Below are 17,709 nucleotides of genomic sequence, written 5' to 3' on the forward strand. Positions count from 1 at the left end.
TTTTCGTGTAACCTGGCTCTCACGCATGGAGAGTCGGCAGGAGCATTGCCGGATGCGCGAAAGTTCAAAGGCGATTGACCTTGCCCACGTCGCACCGATGCGACTCGCCGGTGTCGTGATCGACCCGCCCAGACGCCTCGTCCGGTCGCCGCGGGGCGAAGAAGCCATCCAGCCAAGGGTCATGCAGGTCCTTGTCGCGCTCGCCCGGGCAAAAGGAGGTGTCCTCAGTCGCGATGACCTTCTCGAACAGTGCTGGGACGGGCGGATCGTAGGCGACAATGCGATACAGCGGGCGGTTTCCCGTATCCGCGAGATCGGCGCCGGCGCCGGTGACCAGGGGTTCGCCGTCGAAAGCATCAAGGGGGTCGGCTACCGACTCCGCGCTCCAGACGGTCAATCGCTCGACCGCGAAAGCGAATCCGTCCAACCGCACCGTTTCCGAATCGATCGCCGCCAGGCGATCGCCGCATCGATCGCCACCGGTCTGGCGGGCAGTGCCGCCTTCCTCGCGTTCGGCAGATCCCCCGCGGCAAGCGCGGCCGCGCGGGACCATTACCGAAGCGCCGAGGCGCTCGTTCGCTCATCCTCGTCTTCGGACTGGGAGGAACAGTCGTTGCGGCTCTATCGTGCGGCGGTCGAGGAATCGCCGCGCTTTGCCGACGCCTGGAGCGGCCTTGCCCTCGCCCATGTCCGGTCGCTGTACCGCGCGCCGGACGAGCGATCGGATGCGGTCGCCGCAGAAGCCAGGGAGGCCGCCGGCCGCGCCATCGCCATCGATGCGAACAATGCGCGCGCGCAGGCGGCGCTCGTGATGGTCGAGCCGGAATTCCAGCACTGGGACGCGCGGATCGCCGCGCTGGAGGAAATCTCCGCCCGTACCCCCGGAACGTGGGAGATTACGCTGTCCATCGGATTGCTGCACCAGGCAACAGGCGATTTCCGACAGGCCCTTCCGGTGTTCGAGAAGCTCCTGCTCGACGAGCCCGCGAACCTGCGCCTCCACAGGATCCTCGCGCGCACCTACTTCCGAACCGGGCGCCCCGCGCAGGCCGGTCGCCTGCTCGACATCGCTCGCAAGCACTGGCCAAGGGATTACGGTTTATGGAATGCCGGCCTGGACTTCCTGATGCTGCAGGGACGCTACGACGAGGCGCGCCGCTATCTGGCCGATGACAGCCTCTATCCGTTCAACGTCGCTTCCGACGCGTTGCCTAAGCGGCACCTGCTGCTGGACGTCCTCGAAGGACGCGAACCGGGACAGCGCGACCGGCTCATCCGGTCATTCCTCGGACACCTCGCACTCAAGCAGGATGCCTATCCCGGGGTGATCCGGATGATGGGGCTCCTCGGCGCGAAGACCAGGATGGTCGAGGTCATGCGGGGCTATTACTTCGGGGAAGGACGGTACGCCCGCAGCCTTTCACGTCATTCGCCTCGCCTGACCGGATTCCTGTACCAGCCGCACGTCGATGGCCAGCGATCCGAGCCCCAATTCGGCGCGATGATGGCGCGCATCGGAATACCCCCACGGCCGCGGTTCTAGCACGCCCGTTCCGGAAAGAATCGATCCTGTCCTAGCCGTCCAGCGCGTCAACCAGGGTAGCACGGATGCGCCGGAGCCGCGCGATCGCTTCCGGCCGCCCGCGTTGCGAATCGGCATCCATGCGCGGGGCGGATTGGGACCGGTCGGGCGCGGGCTTCGCCCCGGGGGCGTCCACCGCCTCTGCGGCCGGCTTGTCCGCCGCCGCAAGCGCGGCCTTCGCACCGCGCAAAGTATACCCCTCGCGGTTCACCAGCCGGTCGATTTCCTCGACCAGCGCGATGTCCTCGGGCCGGTAATAGCGCCGGCCGCCGCTGCGCTTCATCGGCTGCAATTGCGGGAACTGACCTTCCCAGTACCGCAGAACGTGGGCCTTGATGCCCAGCGCCTCGCCCACCTCGCCGATCGTGCGTAGGGCGCGTTCGTCCTTCCCGTCGTCGAAGCTGGTCACCAACGGCGATCCTTATCCATTTGCCACCCGCTCCTTGAGCAGCTGGCTGGCGCGGAAGGTCATCACCCGCCGCGGCGTGATCGGCACCTCGACCCCGGTCTTGGGATTGCGGCCGATCCGTTCCTTCTTGTCGCGCAGCACGAACGTACCGAAGCCCGAAATCTTCACGTTCTCGCCCTTGCTCATCGCCTCGCACATGTGGCGAAGGATCGATTCGACGAGTTCGAGGGATTCAGCACGGCTGAAACCGAGTTTGCGATTGATCGTGTCTGCCAGATCTGCCCGAGTCAGCGTACCCACCGAACGCATCATGCCGGCGTCCTCCCCTTTTGGCGGTGCGACCCGAATTGTCGCATTGTTCTAACGGACTAAGCGTCGGTTCGCAATGCAAACGAAACTTTGCGGTGGAGCAGCATCTACATTCGAACGAGGCTGGCACCCCAGGTGAACCCGCCGCCCATCGCTTCGAACATGACGAGGTCGCCGGGCTTGATGCGACCATCGCGGATGGCGACGTCGAACGCCAGCGGGACCGACGCGGCCGAAGTGTTGGCGTGGCGATCGACGGTCACGATGACCTTCTCGGCCGGCAGGCCCAGCTTGCGCGCGGTCGCATCGAGGATGCGCGCGTTGGCCTGGTGGGGAACCACCCAGTCGATTTCTTCCGCGGTGAAGCCGGTTTCGGCGAGTACCGTCTCGAGCACGCTGGCGAGATTGGTCACCGCGTGCCGGAACACTTCCTTGCCCTTCATGCGCAGCTTGCCGACCGTCCCCGTCGTCGACGGTCCGCCGTCGACGTAGAGCAGTTCGTTATGGGTGCCGTCGGCGTGAAGCTGGGTGTAGATCACCCCGGGGCCGTCCTCGGCCACCTCCTGCGCCTCGAGCACGATCGCCCCGGCCCCGTCGCCGAACAGGACGCAGGTCGTGCGGTCCTCCCAGTCGAGAATGCGGCTGAAGGTTTCCGCCCCGATCACCAGCGCGCGGCGGGCCATGCCGGCGCGCAGCATCGAATCGGCCGTCGCCAGCGCGTAGAGAAAGCCCGAGCACACCGCGGCGACATCGAACGCGATCCCCCCGTGGCACCCGAGCAGGTCCTGCACCTTGGTTGCGGTGGCGGGAAAGGTCTGATCGGGGGTCGCGGTGGCGAGCACGATGAGGCCGATGTCCGTGGGCTCCATCCCGGCCGATTCGAGCGCCTTCTTCGCTGCATCGGCGGCGAGTGTCGCGGTCGTCTCGTCGTCGCCGGCAAGGTAGCGATTGCGAATGCCGGTGCGCTCGACGATCCATTCGTCGCTGGTATCGACCATCTGCGCCATTTCGGCATTGGCCACACAGCGCTTAGGCAGGGCCGAGCCGCTTCCACGCACGACAGACCGGATCACGCGGCTTCGCCCTGGTCGCCGTCCGAACGCAGCCGCGTCTCGCGAAGCGCCGCGAGGTCGGCGGTGATGCGCTGCGTGAGATCGTCCTCCAGCAACCGCGCCGCGACGGCGACGGCATTGGCCACGCCGGTCGGGTTCGCGCTGCCGTGGCTCTTCACCACGACGCCGTTGAGGCCGAGGAAAACGGCCCCGTTGTGATTGTTGGGATCGAGGTGGTGCCGCAGCAACTCGGTGGCGGGACGGCTGACGAGGAAGCCGATCTTGGACCGCAGCGAGCTGGTGAAGGCATTGCGCAGAAGGTCGGTGACGAAGCGGGCCGCCCCCTCGATCGCCTTGAGCGCGATGTTGCCGGAAAAACCGTCGGTGACGACGACGTCGCAGGAACCCCGGTTGATCTTGTCCGCCTCGATGAACCCGTCGAAGCTGAGCGCGAGGCCGGTCGCTTCGCGCAGGCGGGCGGCGGCGTCCTGCAACTGTTCGGTGCCCTTCAGCTCCTCGGTGCCGATGTTGAGCAGGCGCACGCGCGGCTCCTCGCGTCCCGTGACGATCCGTGAATAGGCCGCGCCCATCAGCGCGAACTGGACGAGGTTGCGTGCGTCACACTCGGTGTTGGCGCCGAGGTCGAGCATGATCACGTCGTTGTCGCCGAGGCTCGGCAGCAGCGCGGCGAGCGCCGGCCGGTCGATTCCCGGCATCGTGCGCAGGGCGAGCTTGCTCATCGCCATCAGCGCGCCGGTATTGCCCGCGCTCACCGCGGCCCCGGCATCGCCGGTCTTCACCGCGTTGACGGCCAGGCCCATGCTGGTGGTCTTGGCGCGGCGCAGGGCCCGGGTGGGCTGCTCCTCGCCGCTCACGACGCCCTCGCAGTGCAGGATTTCGGACGCGCCGCGCATCTGCGGGTGCGCGTCGAGCGCGGTCTTGATCCGCGCCTCATCGCCCACGAGCAGGAACTTGAACTTGTCGTGCCTCCGGCGGGCCAGTGCCGCGCCGGAGATCATCGTCTGCACGCCCTCGTCACCCCCCATCGCGTCGACGGCGATACGCGGGAGGCTCATGACGCGACTACCCTAAGGCCGGCCGTCAGAGGCCGACGGCGACGACTTCGCGGCCGTTGTAGTGCCCGCAGTGCGAGCAGAGGTTGTGCGGACGCTTGAGTTCGCCGCAGTTCGAGCATTCGTGGAATGCCTCGACCTTAAGCGAATCGTGCGACCGGCGCATGCCCCGGCGGCTGGGCGAAACTTTTCTTTTTGGGACGGCCATCGTGGCACCTGTTCCGTATGAATATCAAAGCTGTTGCGGCCCGCCCTAGGCCAGTCCCTTGCAGCGCACAACCCGCCGGACAACACCTTGGCGGGCCGGGAAGCGGCGAACGGGACCCGGCAGTGACGGGAAGGCGCGCCCTATAGCGCATATCGCGCCCGTTGCAAGCGCGCCCGGCTATGCTAGCGAGCGGTGTACGTTTTCGCAGGGAAATGGGGGCCAAATGATCCTTCCGGTTACGCTTACTTCGGCTGCCGCGGCCGCGATCATCAACATCTGGCTGGCGATGCGCATCGGCCGTCTGCGAATCCAGCACAAGGTTTCGATCGGCGACGATGCCGGCGGCCCGCTGACCGCGCGGATGCGCGCGCAGCTCAACTTCGTCGAGAATACCGCGTTCGTCCTCGTCCTGATCGCCGCCATCGAGATCGCCGGAAAAGGCGCGCCGTGGCTCGCCTGGGTCGCGGCGATCTACATGCTCGGCCGCGTGGCACACGGGCTGGGAATGGACGGCGGCCCGCTCGCCCGCGGCCGCTCGGTCGGGACGATCATCACGATGCTCACCCAGCTCGGCCTCGCGATCGTCGCGGTACTGATTGCGCTGCGGGTGATCTGAGCTGGCTCAGCCTAGCGCGTAGTCGCTGACGAACGCGTTGGTCTGGCGCTCGCGGCCGAAGGTGCTCGTCGGGCCGTGGCCGGGAATGAAGGTCACGTCGTTGCCCAGCGGCCAGAGCTTCTGGGTGATCGCGTCGATCAGGTCCTGGTGGTTGCCCATCGGAAAGTCGGTGCGGCCGATCGAGCCCTGGAACAGGACATCGCCGACGATCGCGAACCGGCTCGGCCGGTGGAAGAACACGACGTGACCGGGCGTATGGCCCGGGCAGTGGATGACCTCGAGCGTCAGTTCGCCGACGGTCACGGTGTCGCCGTCCTCGAGCCAGCGGTCGGGCTCGAACACCTCGGCGTGCATCCCGTACTTGCCGCCGTCCTCGTCGAGCCGGCTGATCCAGAACCGGTCCGCCTCGTGCGGCCCCTCGATCTTCAGGCCGAGTTCCTTGGCCAGCATCCCGGCCTGCCCGCAGTGGTCGAGGTGGCCGTGGGTGACGAGAATCTTCTCGAGCGTCACCCCGGCTTTCGCCACCCCTGCCTTGAGCCGGTCGAGATCTCCGCCGGGATCGACCAGCGCCCCCTTCATCGTCTTCGTGCACCAGATCAGCGAACAGTTCTGCTGAAGCGGCGTCACGGGAATGATCGCGGCGCGCATGGGGGGAAGAGGCGTGTCGGGCTGCATCGCGCCGAGGTGACCTCTAACCGGCCCGATTGCAAGCGCTGGCGGTCGCGGCGGCGCCCTCCGTCCCGTCAGCGCCCCAGCCGGATGCCCAGCGTCACCCCGCCTCCGAAATCGGAAGCCCCATCGGTCAGCCCGCCCGACCCGTAAAATCCCAGCGACAGGTTCTTCCCCACGCCGGTGTTCAGGCCGCCGACGATCCGCTGGTCGTCTTCGCCCCCTGCGACCTGGCTTTGTGCAAAGGCATAGCCGAGGTGGGCCGAAGTCGACTCGGCCAGGCGCAGCGACGCACCGGCCTGAGCCGAGAGCGCGTTCCTGAGGTCGAAACCGTCCGGGTCACCGGTAACCGTGTAGGCGACGCCGGCAAACGGCGTGACGCTGCCGAGCGGCTTGGCAAGGTCCGCGCGGACCGAATAGTCGGCCTTGCCGGTTCCCAGCCCCTTGTCGACCGATGCCGTGGGGACCTTTACGCCCGTGCCCAGCGTGGCATTGAAGCCCTCGACAGGCAGGTCATAGGCCGCCGAAAGGTGGAGGTCCCCCATTCCCTGGCGCGTGTCGACGGTATCGGGCCGGGTCGGATCGACGAGGATCGGCAAGCCGAGCGGCCCCGAAGGCGCGACCACGTTGCCAGGTGCCCTCAGCCGGACGTAGGACGTCTGCGCGCTCGCCCGCAGCCGCCCTTTCGCGACGACGAGAGACAGCGGGACGCTTTCCTTTTCCATCTGCGTATCGGTGCCATAGTCCCCCTGCTCGTAGTCGAGGCCGGTCGAAAACTGGACGCGGGTGCCGTTTTCTCCGCTCGGCGTCTCCGGCGACTGCTGCGCCATGGCGGGCACGATGGGAAGAGCGACGGCGGTGAGGGCAAGGGCAAGGCGCAAGGGTGATCTCCGAATTGACGCGTGTTCGCCCTGCAAACGGACGTGCCTCGGAAATCCATCCAACCAGCTGTCAGATTGTGCGCACGCGGCGCCGTTCGACCGCCCTCGTCCGTTCCCGTCCTCGGCGCTCGGCTACAGCCGGCCGCTCTTCCACACCACGCGGCCGACGATCTCGAGTTCGTCGAGCGCCACTTCGAGCGGCGGATAGGCATAGTTCTGGCTGAGCAGCGTCGCCCGGCCCGGCCCCGCGGGCGCGAGGCGCTTGACCATCAGGGCATCGCCGAGGCGGACGACGTGTATGCCGTCGCGCAAGGCCCGCTGGGCGCGATCGACAAGGATCTCGTCGCCGTCGTGAAGCAGCGGCTCCATCGAATCGCCCTGCACCCGGATGGTCGACAGCTGGGCGCCCGACAGCCCCTGTTCCTTGAGCCAGCGGCGGCTGAACCGAAACGAATCGAAGGGCCGCTCGTCGGCGGCGACCGCGCCGGGTCCCGCGGCGGCCCCAAGCGGCAGGCGCGGGACCTCGATCCACTCGCCGCGGGAGCTAGTCACGGGCGGGGAAATTTCCTCGCCCCCGCCCAGCTCGGATTCGGGCACGCCGAAGAACCGCGCAAGCGTGCGGCGGTCGCCTTCCTCCAGCTTGCGGGGGGAGCCCTTGCGAATGAACTGCTGCAAGTAGCTGGAATTGCGACCGATCATCTCCGACAATCCGGCAAGGCTGACGCCGCGCTGCTGCGCCAGGGCAAGCAGGCGGTGGCGTGAGGGATCGTCGGAAGGGTTTACCATTTTTCCTTCCTACACGTAGGATTTTTCCTAGACAAGTAGGATTTCACATGGTCCCCATGGGCCTCGATCGCACCACCTGAGTCGCCGGCCCCTTGGCCGGTGGCCGAGTCGCAGGGGCAGAAGAAAGTCGCATGCTGATCCGAACCATCGAGAAATTCCTGAGGGAGCACGAAATGCCCGCCACCAAGTTCGGCCGCCTTGCGGCGAACGATCCGCGCTTCGTGCTCGATCTGCGGATGGGCCGCGAACCCCGCCGCGCGCTGGCCTCGCGTGTGGAACATTTCATGAACACTTACCGGGAGGCGGCCCATGTCGGTTGATTTCAGGCCGCCGCTCCGCGCGCCGCTGGGCACCGCCGGACGCCTGCGCGAGGCGCTCTGCGCGCTCGCCGACGGACACGCCGTAGTCCTGCGTCAGACCGAGCGGCCCTGGGCAAGCGTGACGTTCGAGGGCGCGCGTCACACGTTCGAGCTCGCGTTCGAAGGCTGCGCGGCGGTCGGTGCCGGAGAGACTTTCGTCGCGGCGCTCGCCGATCACGAGTTCGCGATTCCCGGCCAGCTCGTCGCCGAGGCGGCGGTCGCCGCGGTCGACCACAGGCTGCTGCCCGAACCCCGCATGGCGGTGACCTGCGAATTGCTGCTGCTCAGGGACGCCTGAGCGATGGCGATCGTTTTGCCCCAGGACAGCGTGACACCTGTGACACGGCCCCGGCGTGAGCCGTCAAAGGCGGCGGATCACCAGGTTCCGGATCTCGCTCATGTCCTCCATCGCGAAGCGGATGCCCTCGCGGCCGAGCCCCGAGTCCTTGACCCCGCCGTAGGGCATGTTGTCGACCCGGTAGCTGGGGACGTCATTGACCACCACGCCGCCGACATCGAGCACGTCCCAAGCCTCGAGCACCTGGTGGATGTCGCGGGTGAACATGCCCGCCTGGAGGCCGAACTTGCTGTCGTTGACGACCTCCAGCGCCTCGTCCCAGTCGGTGAACCTGGCGAGGTTGGCGAGCGGGCCGAACGCCTCCTCGCGGTTGGCCTTGCAATCGTCCGGCACGTCCTCGAGCAAGGTGGCCTCGAGCATCGCACCGTCGCGACTGCCGCCACACAGGAGCTTCGCCCCGGCCTCGACCGCCTCGTCGATCCAGCCCTTGAGGCGGGTGGCCTCCTTCTCGGAGATCATCGGGCCGATGAAGGTGTCGCGGTCCTTGGGGTCGCCCGCCACCAGCGTCCGGGTCTTCGCGACGAGCATCTCTCGGAAGCGGTCGTAGACGTCGGCGTGGATCAGTATCCGCTGGACGCCGATGCAGCTCTGTCCGCTCTGGTAGAAGGCCCCGAACACGATCCGCTCGAGCGCGTGGTCGAGGTCGGCGTCCTTGTCGACGATCACGGCCGCGTTGCCGCCGAGTTCGAGCACGACCTTCTTCTTGCCGGCCTTTGCCTTGAGGTCCCACCCCACCCCCGGCGACCCGGTGAAGCTGAGCAGCTTCAATCGCTCGTCGGTGGTGAACAGGTCGGCCCCGTCGCGGCTGGCGGGAAGGATCGAGAACGCACCTTCGGGCAGCACGTCGCACTCGGCGAGCACTTCGCCCATGATGATCGCGCCGAGCGGGGTCATGCTGGCGGGCTTCATCACGAAGGGACAGCCCATCGCGATCGCCGGGGCGATCTTGTGCGCGGCGAGGTTGAGCGGGAAGTTGAATGGCGAGATGAAGCTGCACGGGCCGATCGGCACCCGCTTCCAGATGCCCATGTAGCCCTTTGCCCGGGGCGAGATGTCGAGCGGCTGGACCTCGCCGTAGATGCGCGTCGCCTCCTCGGCGGCGATGCGGAACGTATCGATCAGGCGGGTGACCTCGCCCTCGGCATCCTTGATCGGCTTGCCCGCCTCGACGCACAGGGCATAAGCAAGCTCGTCGAACCGCTCCTGGAAGCGGGTGACGCAGTGCTGAAGGACCCCTTGCTTCTCGTAGCTTGCAAGCCGCGCCATCGGCTCCGCCGCGCGGACCGCGCCGGCGATCGCCTCGTCGATGACGTCCGGCGTCGCGAGCGCGGTGCGGAACGCGACCTCGCCGGTGTACTTGTCGGTCACCTTGAGGTCGGTGTTCGGCTGCGCCGCCCGGTTGTTGAGGTATAGCGGGTAGGTGTCTTTCAGCTTGGTCATGCCATCCTCCTGAAGGATCAAAGCGCCTTCGACAGCTCCTTGATGTCCTTGTTGAGGATGCGGTCGTTCTCGGAATAGTCGACCGGGCAGTCGATCAGGTGGACGCCCGGCGTCTCGTTGCAGTGCCGCAGCGTTTCGCGCAGGTGGTCGCTCGATTCAATCCGGTGTCCCTTCGCCCCGAAGCTCTCGGCGAACTTGACGAAGTCGGGGTTGCCGTACGTCAGCCCGAAATCGGCAAACCCCATGTTCGCCTGCTTCCAGCGGATCATGCCGTAGGCATCGTCGCGCAGGATCAGGACCGTGAGGTTGAGGCCAAGGCGCACCGCGGTCTCCATTTCCTGGTCGTTCATCATGAACCCGCCGTCGCCGCAGATCGCCATGACCTTGCGGTCGGGGTACAGCATCGCGCTCATCATCGCGCTCGGCAGGCCCGCGCCCATCGTCGCGAGCGCGTTGTCGAGCAGCACGGTGTTGGGCAGGTACGCGGTGTAGCCGCGCGCGAACCAGATCTTGTAGACCCCGTTGTCGAGGCAGATGATCCCGTCGTGCGGCATCGCGTCGCGCACTTGGCTGACAAGGTGCGGGGGGAAGATCGGAAAGCGATCGTCCGCCGCCAGCTTGCCGGTGTGGTCGAGCTCCGCCTTGTGGTAGGCGAGCATGTGGGCGAAGTCCCAGCTCCGGTTGGGGCTGATGTCTTCCTTGATCTGCCACACGGCGTTGGCGATGTCGCCGATCACCTCGACCTGCGGGAAATAGACCGGGTCGACCTCGGCGGTCCGGTTGCTGACGTGGATCACGCAGGCCCCGCCGGCCTTCATGAAGAACGGCGGCTTCTCGATAACGTCGTGGCCGACGTTGATGATGCAGTCGCTGTCCTCCACCGCTCGGTGGACGAAGTCGCCCGCCGACAGCGCCGCGCAGCCGAGGAACTTGGGGTGCCGTTCGTCGATCACGCCCTTGCCCATCTGGGTGGTCAGGAACGGTATGCCGGTCTTCTCGACGAACTGTTCGAGCATCCGGCCGGTCATCTTGCGGTTCGCGCCCGCGCCGATGACGAGGACCGGAGCTTTCGCGCGCTCGATCATCTCGACCGCCTGGCGCACCGCCTTCGGCTCGGCCGACGGACGCCGCGCGGTCGACCGGACGATCGGGCGCCCGTCGGTCTTCTCTTCGGCGATGTCCTCGGGAAACTCGATATGCACCGCGCCCGGCTTTTCCTCTTCCGCCAGGCGATAGGCCTCGCGCACCCGGCTGGGAATGTTGTCGCCCGCGGCGAGCTGGTGCGTGAACTTGGTGATCGGCTCCATCATCGAAACCACGTCGAGGATCTGGAACCGGCCCTGCTTCGATTTCTTGATCGGCTTCTGCCCGGTGATCATCATCATCGGCATCCCGCCGAGCGTGGCATAGGCGGCCGCGGTGACGAAGTTGGTCGCGCCGGGCCCGAGCGTCGCGATGCAGACACCGGTCTTACCGGTGTGCCGGCCATAGGTCGCCGCCATGAAGCCGGCGCCCTGTTCGTGCCGGGTCAGGATGAGCTTGATCTTGTCCGACCGGCTGAGGCTGTCGAGGAAGTCGAGGTTCTCCTCGCCAGGAACCCCGAAGATGTATTCGCACCCCTCGGCCTCGAGACACTCGATGAAGAGATCCGATGCCTTTTGCTTGCCGCCGTCAGCCATTCCGCCATTCCCCCTCTGGTCCGGAAGAGCGGGAGCGTAACAAGTCGGGGGCGTGGAGTCTTGTAACTAATACCCCTTCACGGGATCGAATATCGGCGCGAGCGCCTCCCCCGCGACGTAGCGGCGGCAATTTTCTACGAACCTTTCCGCCGACCGCACGAACATCTTCGCTTGCGCCCGCCCCGAAAGGTGCATCGTCACCTGCGCGTTCTCGAGATCCCACAGCGGGTGCTCGGGCGGCAACGGCTCGGGCGTCGTCACGTCGAGCAGCGCGCCGCCAATCGACTTCGCCTCGAGCGCGCTGACGAGAGCGTCCTGGTCGACCACCGCGCCCCGCGCGATGTTCACCAGCACCGCGCCCGCCTTCATCGCAGCGAGTTCGGCGGCGCCGATCATCGCATCGGTTTCCGGTGTCGCGGGAACGGCAAGGATCACCCAGTCGAACTCGCCCAGCCGCGCACGCCATTCGTCGGGACCCAGAGCCCCTTCGGAAGGCGAACGCCGAACGGGCACGACCTCGACGTCGAACGCCTCGAGCCGCGTCTTCACGAGCTTGCCGATCGCACCCATGCCCAGCAGCAGCGCGCGGCTGCCGGCCAGTTCCATCTTCCCCGGCGAATCCCCCAGCCACGCGTGCCGGTCCTGCGCGCGGACGACCTCGCGGTAGCCCTTGGCGTGGACCAGCATGAGCATGACGACGTATTCGGCGATCGTGAGCGCGTTGATGCCGGCGCCGTTGGTCACGGTGACCTGGCGCTCGACCAGCAGGTCCAGCGGCAGGAAATCGAGGCCCGCGTAGATCGAGTTGAGCCACTTCAGCTTGCCCGCCGCGCGGACCGCCTCGATCATGGGTTCCTTTTTGTCGAGGTCGAACCAGCCGATCTCAGCCTGCGGTGCGAGTTCGAGAAGATGTTCGACCGAGGTAAACCACCTGGGTTCGATTTCCGGCGGCAGGCGCCCTTCGACCAGCGGGCGCACGAGCCCCGAGAGAACGGCAACAGTCATAGCTTCCAGTCCCATCCCAGCGGGTCGCCGTCCATCACCTCGACACCCTTAGCAACAAGCTCGTCGCGGATCGCGTCCGAGGCGGCGAAGTCCTTCTCCGCCCGCGCGGTCTTGCGGCGGGCAAGCGCGGCTTCGATTTCGGCCTCGGTGATGGAGACTGAGGCGGGGCGCAGCCGCAGTTCCTCGCGGGTGAGGTCGAGGACACGCAGGCCCAGCACGGCGTCCATGGCCTCGACCGCAGCGCGCTTCGCAGCCGGATCGATCTTCTTCATCGCCAGCGCCTCGTCAAATGCGGTCAGCGCGACCGCGGTGTTGAGATCGTCGGACACCGCGGCGTCGAACTTGTCCAGCAACGGTGCGAGTTTCGGATGTTCCGTGCCAGCGGCGATCCCGCGCAGCGGCGCGGCGGCCATGACCATCCGCTTGAGCCGCACCAGTGCAGCGCCCAGCCCTTCCCAGGTGAACTCCAGCTCGCTGCGGTAATGCGCCTGGAGGCACATCAGGCGGTAGGCCAGCGGGTGATAGCCGCGGTCGACCAGCGCCTGCAGCGTCAGGAAGTCCCCGGTGGACTTGCTCATCTTGCCCCGCCGGTCGACGAGGAAGTTGTTGTGCATCCAGATCCGCGCGCCGGTATCGGGGCCGCAGCTGTGCGCCTGGTCAGTCATTTGTTTGGCTTGATTCTGGGCGATCTCGTTCGGGTGGTGGATCTCCCGGTGATCGATCCCGCCGGTGTGGATGTCGAACGGATGGCCGAGCAGTTCGGCGCTCATCACCGAGCATTCGATATGCCACCCCGGCGCGCCGCGGCCCCAGGGGCTGTCCCACTCCATCTGCCGGCTTTCGCCCGGCGGGGTCGTGCGCCACAGCGCGAAGTCGGCGGCGTGGCGCTTGCCCTCGACGCTCTCGATCCGCCCTTCGCCTCCGAGCTCATCAGTTCCGGTGCTGGCGCGCGCCAGCCGGCCGTAATCGGGCACCGTCGAAACGTCGAAATAGAGCCCGCCGTCGAGCCGGTAGGCGTGTTTCGCCTCGATCGCGGCATTCCACGCGATCATCGCCTCGACATAGTCGGTCGCGCGCGGATGATGCGCGGGCTTCCTGATGTTGAGCCGGGCAAGATCGGCCTCGAACACCTCCTGGTAGTGCCGCGCGATGTCCCACGCCGACTTGCCCTGGGCCTGGGCGGCTTTCTCCATCTTGTCGTCGCCCGCGTCGGCATCGCTCGTCAGGTGGCCGACATCGGTGATGTTGATCACGTGGGTGAGCCGGTATCCCTTGAAGCTCAGCACCCGCCCCAGCGTGTCGGCAAAGACATAGGCGCGCATGTTGCCGACGTGCTGGTAGTTGTAGACCGTCGGCCCGCACGAATAGACCCGCGCCTCGCCGGGATGGATCGGCTCGAACGGCTCGAGGGTGCGGGTCAGCGAGTTGAAGAGGCGAAGCTGGGCCATGGCGGGCGGGTTAGCGGCGCGCGGCCAAGCGTCAATCCCAACCTTCCCAGCGGACCGCTTCCTCCAGCGGCGCACGGGGGACGGGGAAGGTGTTGACCGGGTCTTCCCGATCGCCCCAGCCGATCGCCATGCCGCAGAAGAAGATGTGATCCTCGGGGATGTCCACCACCTCGCGGATCTGCGGGGAATAGACCGCCCACGCCTCCTGGAAGCACGAATCCATCCCCTCCTCGCGCAGGAGCAGCGCGATGGTCTGCAGCCACATCCCGATGTCGGACCATTGCGGCGGCCCCATGTACTTCGGCGTGTGGACCAGCATCAGCACCGGCGCTCCGAAGGCCTGGAAATTGCGCGCGAACCACATCAGCCGCGCCATCTTGTCCTCGCGCGGGATGCCGAGCGCGGCGTAGAGCGCCTCGCCCACCCCGAAGCGCCGCGCCTCGTAGGCGCCGTCGAGCTCGGGCGGATAAACGTGATATTCGGGCGCGAACGCGGCGCGCCCCTTGGGGACATCCTCCGCCACCCGGTCCAGCAGCCGCCGCAGCGGATCGCCGGTCAGCACGATCCCGTGCCACGGCTGCGTGTTTCCGCCCGAAGCCGTGCGCTGCGCCTTTTCGAGAATTCGTTCGATCACCGCGCGATCGACGGCACGATCGAGAAACGCCCGGATCGAGCGGCGGCTGGCGACGGCCTGGCTAACGGTTGTCATTCGCCACCGCTAGCGAGCCGGGACGGAAGTGCAACTCCCGCACCGGCCCGGATCAGGTCGCACCGGGTCATTCGCCAGTGGCGGCGCCCATCTCCTCGGCCCGAAGCGCGCCGGGTGCCGGCCCCATGTCGTCGGCATCGACGAGCTTGAAGCTGCCCTTGCGGAACTCGGCCTCGTCTGCGGGCGCGAGGTCCGGACGACCGGCCATGATGCCCATCTTGATCTTGCACTTGGCGAATTTCGTCTCGCCTTCCTCGACCTCGAGCGCGAGCGTGTCCTTCGCCTCGCTCTTGACGGTGTATTCGTGGCGGCCGGGCGTGGTGCGTAGCACGAAGTACTTGCCCGCGCCGAGCGAGCTGATCTTCTCGCCGTTCTCGTTAACCGAGCATCCCATCGCAAAGCCCATCCCGCCGGGGCGGAAGAAGACGATCTGGCCGGTTCCGGCAGTTGGTGCAGGAATCACGATCGGCGCGGCGGCTTCCTTGGCGATCGTCGGCGCCGAGAGACCGGCCGCGACCATCGCGGCGGCCAGGGTAAGTGCAAACTTCATTAAGATTTCCCTTCCCAGTTACCCGCGGCCGTCCCGACGGCCTCGGAATTTCCATCTTCGCTCGCCGCGGCGGGAATGGCCGGCGCGGCGGGGCTGAAGTCTTCTGCTAACTTCGCCACGAGGCGCGTGCCCGGCGGCAGCTCGATCTCGCCACCCTTGATGAAGAAGCCGATCCACGCGACCGGTAGCGGGCTTGCCGCAGAGGCGGCGGCAAGGTTGCTTACCCCGTTGATGCGGCTCTTGCCCTCGGCGTCGATGACCGTGCTGCGCAAGCGCACCTTGCGGTCGCCAAGATCCAGAAAGCGCGCAGCCACGACCAGCTCGCCCGCAGCGCCCATCCCGCCGGCCTTCTTCGCGTGAACGATCTCGCCTGTCCCCGGCGTTCCCGCGGGGATCACCTCGAATTCATCCACCATCACCGGCTCGGCGAGAACAACGCGAAATGTCTCGAGTGACTTGCTGGTCTTGCTGCCGACCGGATCGACGAGCTCAAGCGCGACCGGAGTCATCTTGAGAGCACGGGGCGCGGTCGCTGCATCCGCCGATGCCGCCTGGTCGCGCGCGGTCGCGCCAAACGCACCTGCGCCCGCAGTCGCCTCCTGTGCCGCGCACGGCGAAGCCAGGCACACCGCCAGCCACGCACAACGCGTGTACAACCCCCGCAATGTCATGAAGTTAGACCCCTGATTCCCCAAAGGCCGATTTATCGCGAACGCACTAGTTCGCAAGCGGAACTTGCGCCGTTCACTCCACTTCGAACAATTCGGCCAGTTGCTCGGTGATCGTGCCGCCGAGTTGTTCCACGTCCATGATCGTCACCGCGCGTCGATAGTAGCGGGTCACGTCGTGGCCGATGCCGATGGCGACGAGCTGGACGGGGCTCTGCTTCTCGATCCAGTCGATCACCTTGCGCAAGTGCTGCTCGAGATAGCCGGCGCTGTTCACGCTCAGCGTCGAATCGTCGACCGGTGCGCCGTCGGAGATGACCATGAGGATGCGGCGGTCCTCGCGGCGGGCGAGCAGGCGGTCGTGTGCCCACAGCAGCGCCTCGCCGTCGATGTTTTCCTTTAGCAGGCCCTCGCGCATCATCAGGCCCAGGTTACGGCGGGCGCGCCGCCACGGCTCGTCGGCCTTCTTGTAGACGATGTGGCGCAGGTCGTTGAGCCGGCCGGGTTGCGGCGGCTTGCCTTCCGCGAGCCAGGCCTCGCGGCTCTGCCCCCCCTTCCACGCGCGGGTGGTGAAGCCGAGCACCTCGGTCTTCACGCCCACGCGTTCGAGCGTGCGGCCGAGAATGTCGGCGCTGATCGCGGCGATGCTGATCGGCCGCCCGCGCATCGAACCCGAGTTGTCGATCAGCAGGGTAACGACGGTGTCCTTGAACTCGACGTCGCGCTCGATCTTGTAGCTCAGCGAGTGACCGGGGCTGACGACCACGCGGGCAAGGCGCGCCGCATCGAGCAGGCCTTCCTCCTGGTCGAAGTCCCAGCTGCGGTTCTGCTGCGCCATGAGTCGCCGCTGGAGCCGGTTGGCAAGCCGGGTGACCACACCCTGCAGACCGGTGAGCTGGCTGTCGAGATAGGCGCGCAATCGGTCGAGCTCGTCCGGATCGCACAGCTCGGGCGCCTCGATCACCTCGTCGAACTTGGTGGTCCAGGCCTTGTAGTCGAAGCCTTCGGGGATGTCGGTCCACGGGCGATTGGGGCGAACGGGCATCATGCCCTCCTCGCCCTCGTCGCCAGGCTCGCCCTCGGCCATGTCCTCTTCCGACGACATCTCGGTCTCGCCGTCGCCGTCGTCGTCGCCTTCGGACATTTCGCCGGCCATCTCGGTGGCCTGCGCGTCGCCCTGCCCCTCGTTGTCGTCCTCGCCCTCGTCCTGCTCCTCGCCTTCCGGCTCGTCGCCGTCGTCGCTGTCGTCGGGCGTCTGGTCCATGTCCTCGGGCAGCGTCAGCTCGAGATGACGCAGGAGGTCGAGCGAGAGGTTCTGGAACGCCTTCTGGTCACCGATCGAATCGGCCAGCGCCGCGAAGTCGGCCCCCGCACGGTCCTCGATCCAGCCGCGTACCATGTCGACGCCCGCCGCCGCGCGCTCGGGCACCGGCTGGCCGGTCAGCTTCTCGCGCAGGATCAGGCCGAGCGCGGTGGGAAGCGGAACGTCCTCCCGGCGCATCGCCCGGGTGATCGGGTCGGACGCCGTGCGCAGTTGCATGGCAGCGTCAAGATTGGATCGTATGCCACTGAAATCGTTCGATCCGATTGCCTCGTAACGGACCATTTCCGCAACGTCGTAACAGGCGCGCGCGACGGGTTCCGAAGGCGCACCCCGCGCGTGCAGCGCCTCGTTGTGGTGCAGCATCCGCAGCGCGAAGCCATCGGCCACCCCGCGCGCCTCGCGCACCTGGTCCGACGGCAGCGAGCGGCCCGGAAGCGGCACGCGCATCTGCTTGCCGCGGACTGTCGGCGTATCGGCGCTCCAGGCGACTTCCACCTCGGGCTCGTGCGCCAGCGCCCGGCTGGCACCGGTCAGTGCGTGCTTGAAACGGTCGAGAGGGGTTTCTTCGGCCAAGCGCGGCGCCC

20 protein-coding genes and 1 pseudogene are annotated in these 17,709 nt (G+C 67.0%); 5 read left to right on the forward strand and 16 right to left on the reverse strand.

The annotated features are described in order from the left end of the window. Positions 1 to 181: 181 nt before the first annotated feature. Together N0B51_RS14865 and N0B51_RS04985 are read left to right on the forward strand one after the other, a co-directional pair. Positions 182 to 319, forward strand: a pseudogene (locus N0B51_RS14865) (winged helix-turn-helix domain-containing protein); the annotation flags it as partial. Between the two features lie 294 nt (positions 320 to 613). Continuing rightward, on the forward strand, positions 614 to 1,543 hold the full coding sequence (locus N0B51_RS04985; RefSeq protein ID WP_259961139.1) for a tetratricopeptide repeat protein: 930 nt from the start codon (positions 614 to 616) through the stop codon (positions 1,541 to 1,543). A gap of 31 nt (positions 1,544 to 1,574) precedes the next feature. Here N0B51_RS04985 and N0B51_RS04990 read toward each other — a convergent pair whose 3' ends face one another. The 5 genes from N0B51_RS04990 to rpmF all read right to left on the reverse strand — a co-directional run bounded on the left by N0B51_RS04990 (position 1,575) and on the right by rpmF (position 4,633). Beyond that, on the reverse strand, positions 1,575 to 1,991 hold the full coding sequence (locus tag N0B51_RS04990) for a MerR family transcriptional regulator (protein ID WP_259961140.1): 417 nt from the start codon (positions 1,989 to 1,991) through the stop codon (positions 1,575 to 1,577). A gap of 12 nt (positions 1,992 to 2,003) precedes the next feature. Beyond that, entirely contained in the window at positions 2,004 to 2,303 is a 300-nt protein-coding gene (locus tag N0B51_RS04995) for an integration host factor subunit alpha (protein ID WP_259961141.1), read from the reverse strand. A 104-nt stretch (positions 2,304 to 2,407) separates the two neighbouring features. Next, entirely contained in the window at positions 2,408 to 3,373 is a 966-nt protein-coding gene (locus N0B51_RS05000) for a beta-ketoacyl-ACP synthase III (protein ID WP_311201828.1), read from the reverse strand. Then, entirely contained in the window at positions 3,370 to 4,428 is a 1,059-nt protein-coding gene (plsX, locus tag N0B51_RS05005; protein WP_259961142.1) for a phosphate acyltransferase PlsX, read from the reverse strand. Before plsX ends, N0B51_RS05000 begins: the two co-directional genes overlap by 4 nt. A 25-nt stretch (positions 4,429 to 4,453) precedes the next feature. Further along, positions 4,454 to 4,633: a 50S ribosomal protein L32 gene (rpmF, locus tag N0B51_RS05010; RefSeq protein ID WP_057883014.1), complete on the reverse strand. Its 180-nt coding sequence runs from the start codon at positions 4,631 to 4,633 to the stop codon at positions 4,454 to 4,456. Between the two features lie 223 nt (positions 4,634 to 4,856). On the opposite strand from rpmF, the gene N0B51_RS05015 reads away from it, so the two are divergent. Further along, entirely contained in the window at positions 4,857 to 5,249 is a 393-nt protein-coding gene (locus tag N0B51_RS05015; RefSeq protein WP_259961143.1) for an MAPEG family protein, read from the forward strand. Positions 5,250 to 5,255: 6 nt separating this feature from the next. Here the strand turns inward: N0B51_RS05015 and N0B51_RS05020 are convergent, their stop codons facing one another. From N0B51_RS05020 to N0B51_RS05030, 3 genes are all read right to left on the reverse strand, one after another. Then, the gene (locus N0B51_RS05020) at positions 5,256 to 5,897 is read right to left on the reverse strand and encodes an MBL fold metallo-hydrolase (RefSeq protein ID WP_259961480.1); all 642 of its coding nucleotides are present in this window, start codon (positions 5,895 to 5,897) and stop codon (positions 5,256 to 5,258) included. 95 nt (positions 5,898 to 5,992) lie between these two features. Next, positions 5,993 to 6,748 carry a transporter gene (locus tag N0B51_RS05025; RefSeq protein WP_259961144.1) on the reverse strand — a complete coding sequence of 252 codons (756 nt, stop codon included), beginning with the start codon at positions 6,746 to 6,748 and terminating at the stop codon, positions 5,993 to 5,995. A 183-nt stretch (positions 6,749 to 6,931) separates the two neighbouring features. Then, positions 6,932 to 7,585, reverse strand: coding sequence for a S24 family peptidase (locus N0B51_RS05030; protein WP_259961145.1), 654 nt, complete (start codon positions 7,583 to 7,585; stop codon positions 6,932 to 6,934). A 131-nt stretch (positions 7,586 to 7,716) separates the two neighbouring features. Here N0B51_RS05030 and N0B51_RS05035 point away from each other — a divergent pair, with 131 nt between their 5' ends. Further along, entirely contained in the window at positions 7,717 to 7,905 is a 189-nt protein-coding gene (locus N0B51_RS05035) for a hypothetical protein (protein ID WP_259961146.1), read from the forward strand. Further along, positions 7,895 to 8,242 carry a hypothetical protein gene (locus N0B51_RS05040; RefSeq protein WP_259961147.1) on the forward strand — a complete coding sequence of 116 codons (348 nt, stop codon included), beginning with the start codon at positions 7,895 to 7,897 and terminating at the stop codon, positions 8,240 to 8,242. Before N0B51_RS05035 ends, N0B51_RS05040 begins: the two co-directional genes overlap by 11 nt. A 63-nt stretch (positions 8,243 to 8,305) precedes the next feature. On the opposite strand, the gene N0B51_RS05045 is transcribed toward N0B51_RS05040, so the two are convergent. The 8 genes from N0B51_RS05045 to cobT form a co-directional block, all read right to left on the reverse strand. Further along, on the reverse strand, positions 8,306 to 9,742 hold the full coding sequence (locus N0B51_RS05045; RefSeq protein WP_259961148.1) for an aldehyde dehydrogenase family protein: 1,437 nt from the start codon (positions 9,740 to 9,742) through the stop codon (positions 8,306 to 8,308). Positions 9,743 to 9,759: 17 nt separating this feature from the next. Beyond that, positions 9,760 to 11,421 carry an acetolactate synthase large subunit gene (locus tag N0B51_RS05050; RefSeq protein ID WP_259961149.1) on the reverse strand — a complete coding sequence of 554 codons (1,662 nt, stop codon included), beginning with the start codon at positions 11,419 to 11,421 and terminating at the stop codon, positions 9,760 to 9,762. A 66-nt stretch (positions 11,422 to 11,487) separates the two neighbouring features. Beyond that, positions 11,488 to 12,426, reverse strand: a complete 939-nt coding sequence (locus N0B51_RS05055; protein WP_259961150.1) for a D-2-hydroxyacid dehydrogenase — start codon at positions 12,424 to 12,426, stop codon at positions 11,488 to 11,490. After that, the gene (gene cysS, locus N0B51_RS05060) at positions 12,423 to 13,874 is read right to left on the reverse strand and encodes a cysteine--tRNA ligase (RefSeq protein WP_259961151.1); all 1,452 of its coding nucleotides are present in this window, start codon (positions 13,872 to 13,874) and stop codon (positions 12,423 to 12,425) included. Before cysS ends, N0B51_RS05055 begins: the two co-directional genes overlap by 4 nt. A 31-nt stretch (positions 13,875 to 13,905) precedes the next feature. After that, positions 13,906 to 14,583 (reverse strand): nitroreductase, encoded by a 678-nt coding sequence (locus N0B51_RS05065; protein ID WP_259961152.1) that lies wholly within the window; start codon positions 14,581 to 14,583, stop codon positions 13,906 to 13,908. Positions 14,584 to 14,650: 67 nt separating this feature from the next. Beyond that, complete coding sequence (locus tag N0B51_RS05070) at positions 14,651 to 15,133, reverse strand: DUF2846 domain-containing protein (RefSeq protein WP_259961153.1); 483 nt, start codon at positions 15,131 to 15,133, stop codon at positions 14,651 to 14,653. Next, positions 15,133 to 15,762, reverse strand: coding sequence for a hypothetical protein (locus tag N0B51_RS05075; protein WP_259961154.1), 630 nt, complete (start codon positions 15,760 to 15,762; stop codon positions 15,133 to 15,135). Before N0B51_RS05075 ends, N0B51_RS05070 begins: the two co-directional genes overlap by 1 nt. A gap of 115 nt (positions 15,763 to 15,877) precedes the next feature. Beyond that, entirely contained in the window at positions 15,878 to 17,698 is a 1,821-nt protein-coding gene (cobT, locus tag N0B51_RS05080; RefSeq protein WP_259961155.1) for a cobaltochelatase subunit CobT, read from the reverse strand. Positions 17,699 to 17,709 lie beyond the last annotated feature (11 nt).

It is taken from the genome of Tsuneonella litorea (assembly GCF_025154015.1).
Lineage (GTDB): Bacteria > Pseudomonadota > Alphaproteobacteria > Sphingomonadales > Sphingomonadaceae > Tsuneonella > Tsuneonella litorea.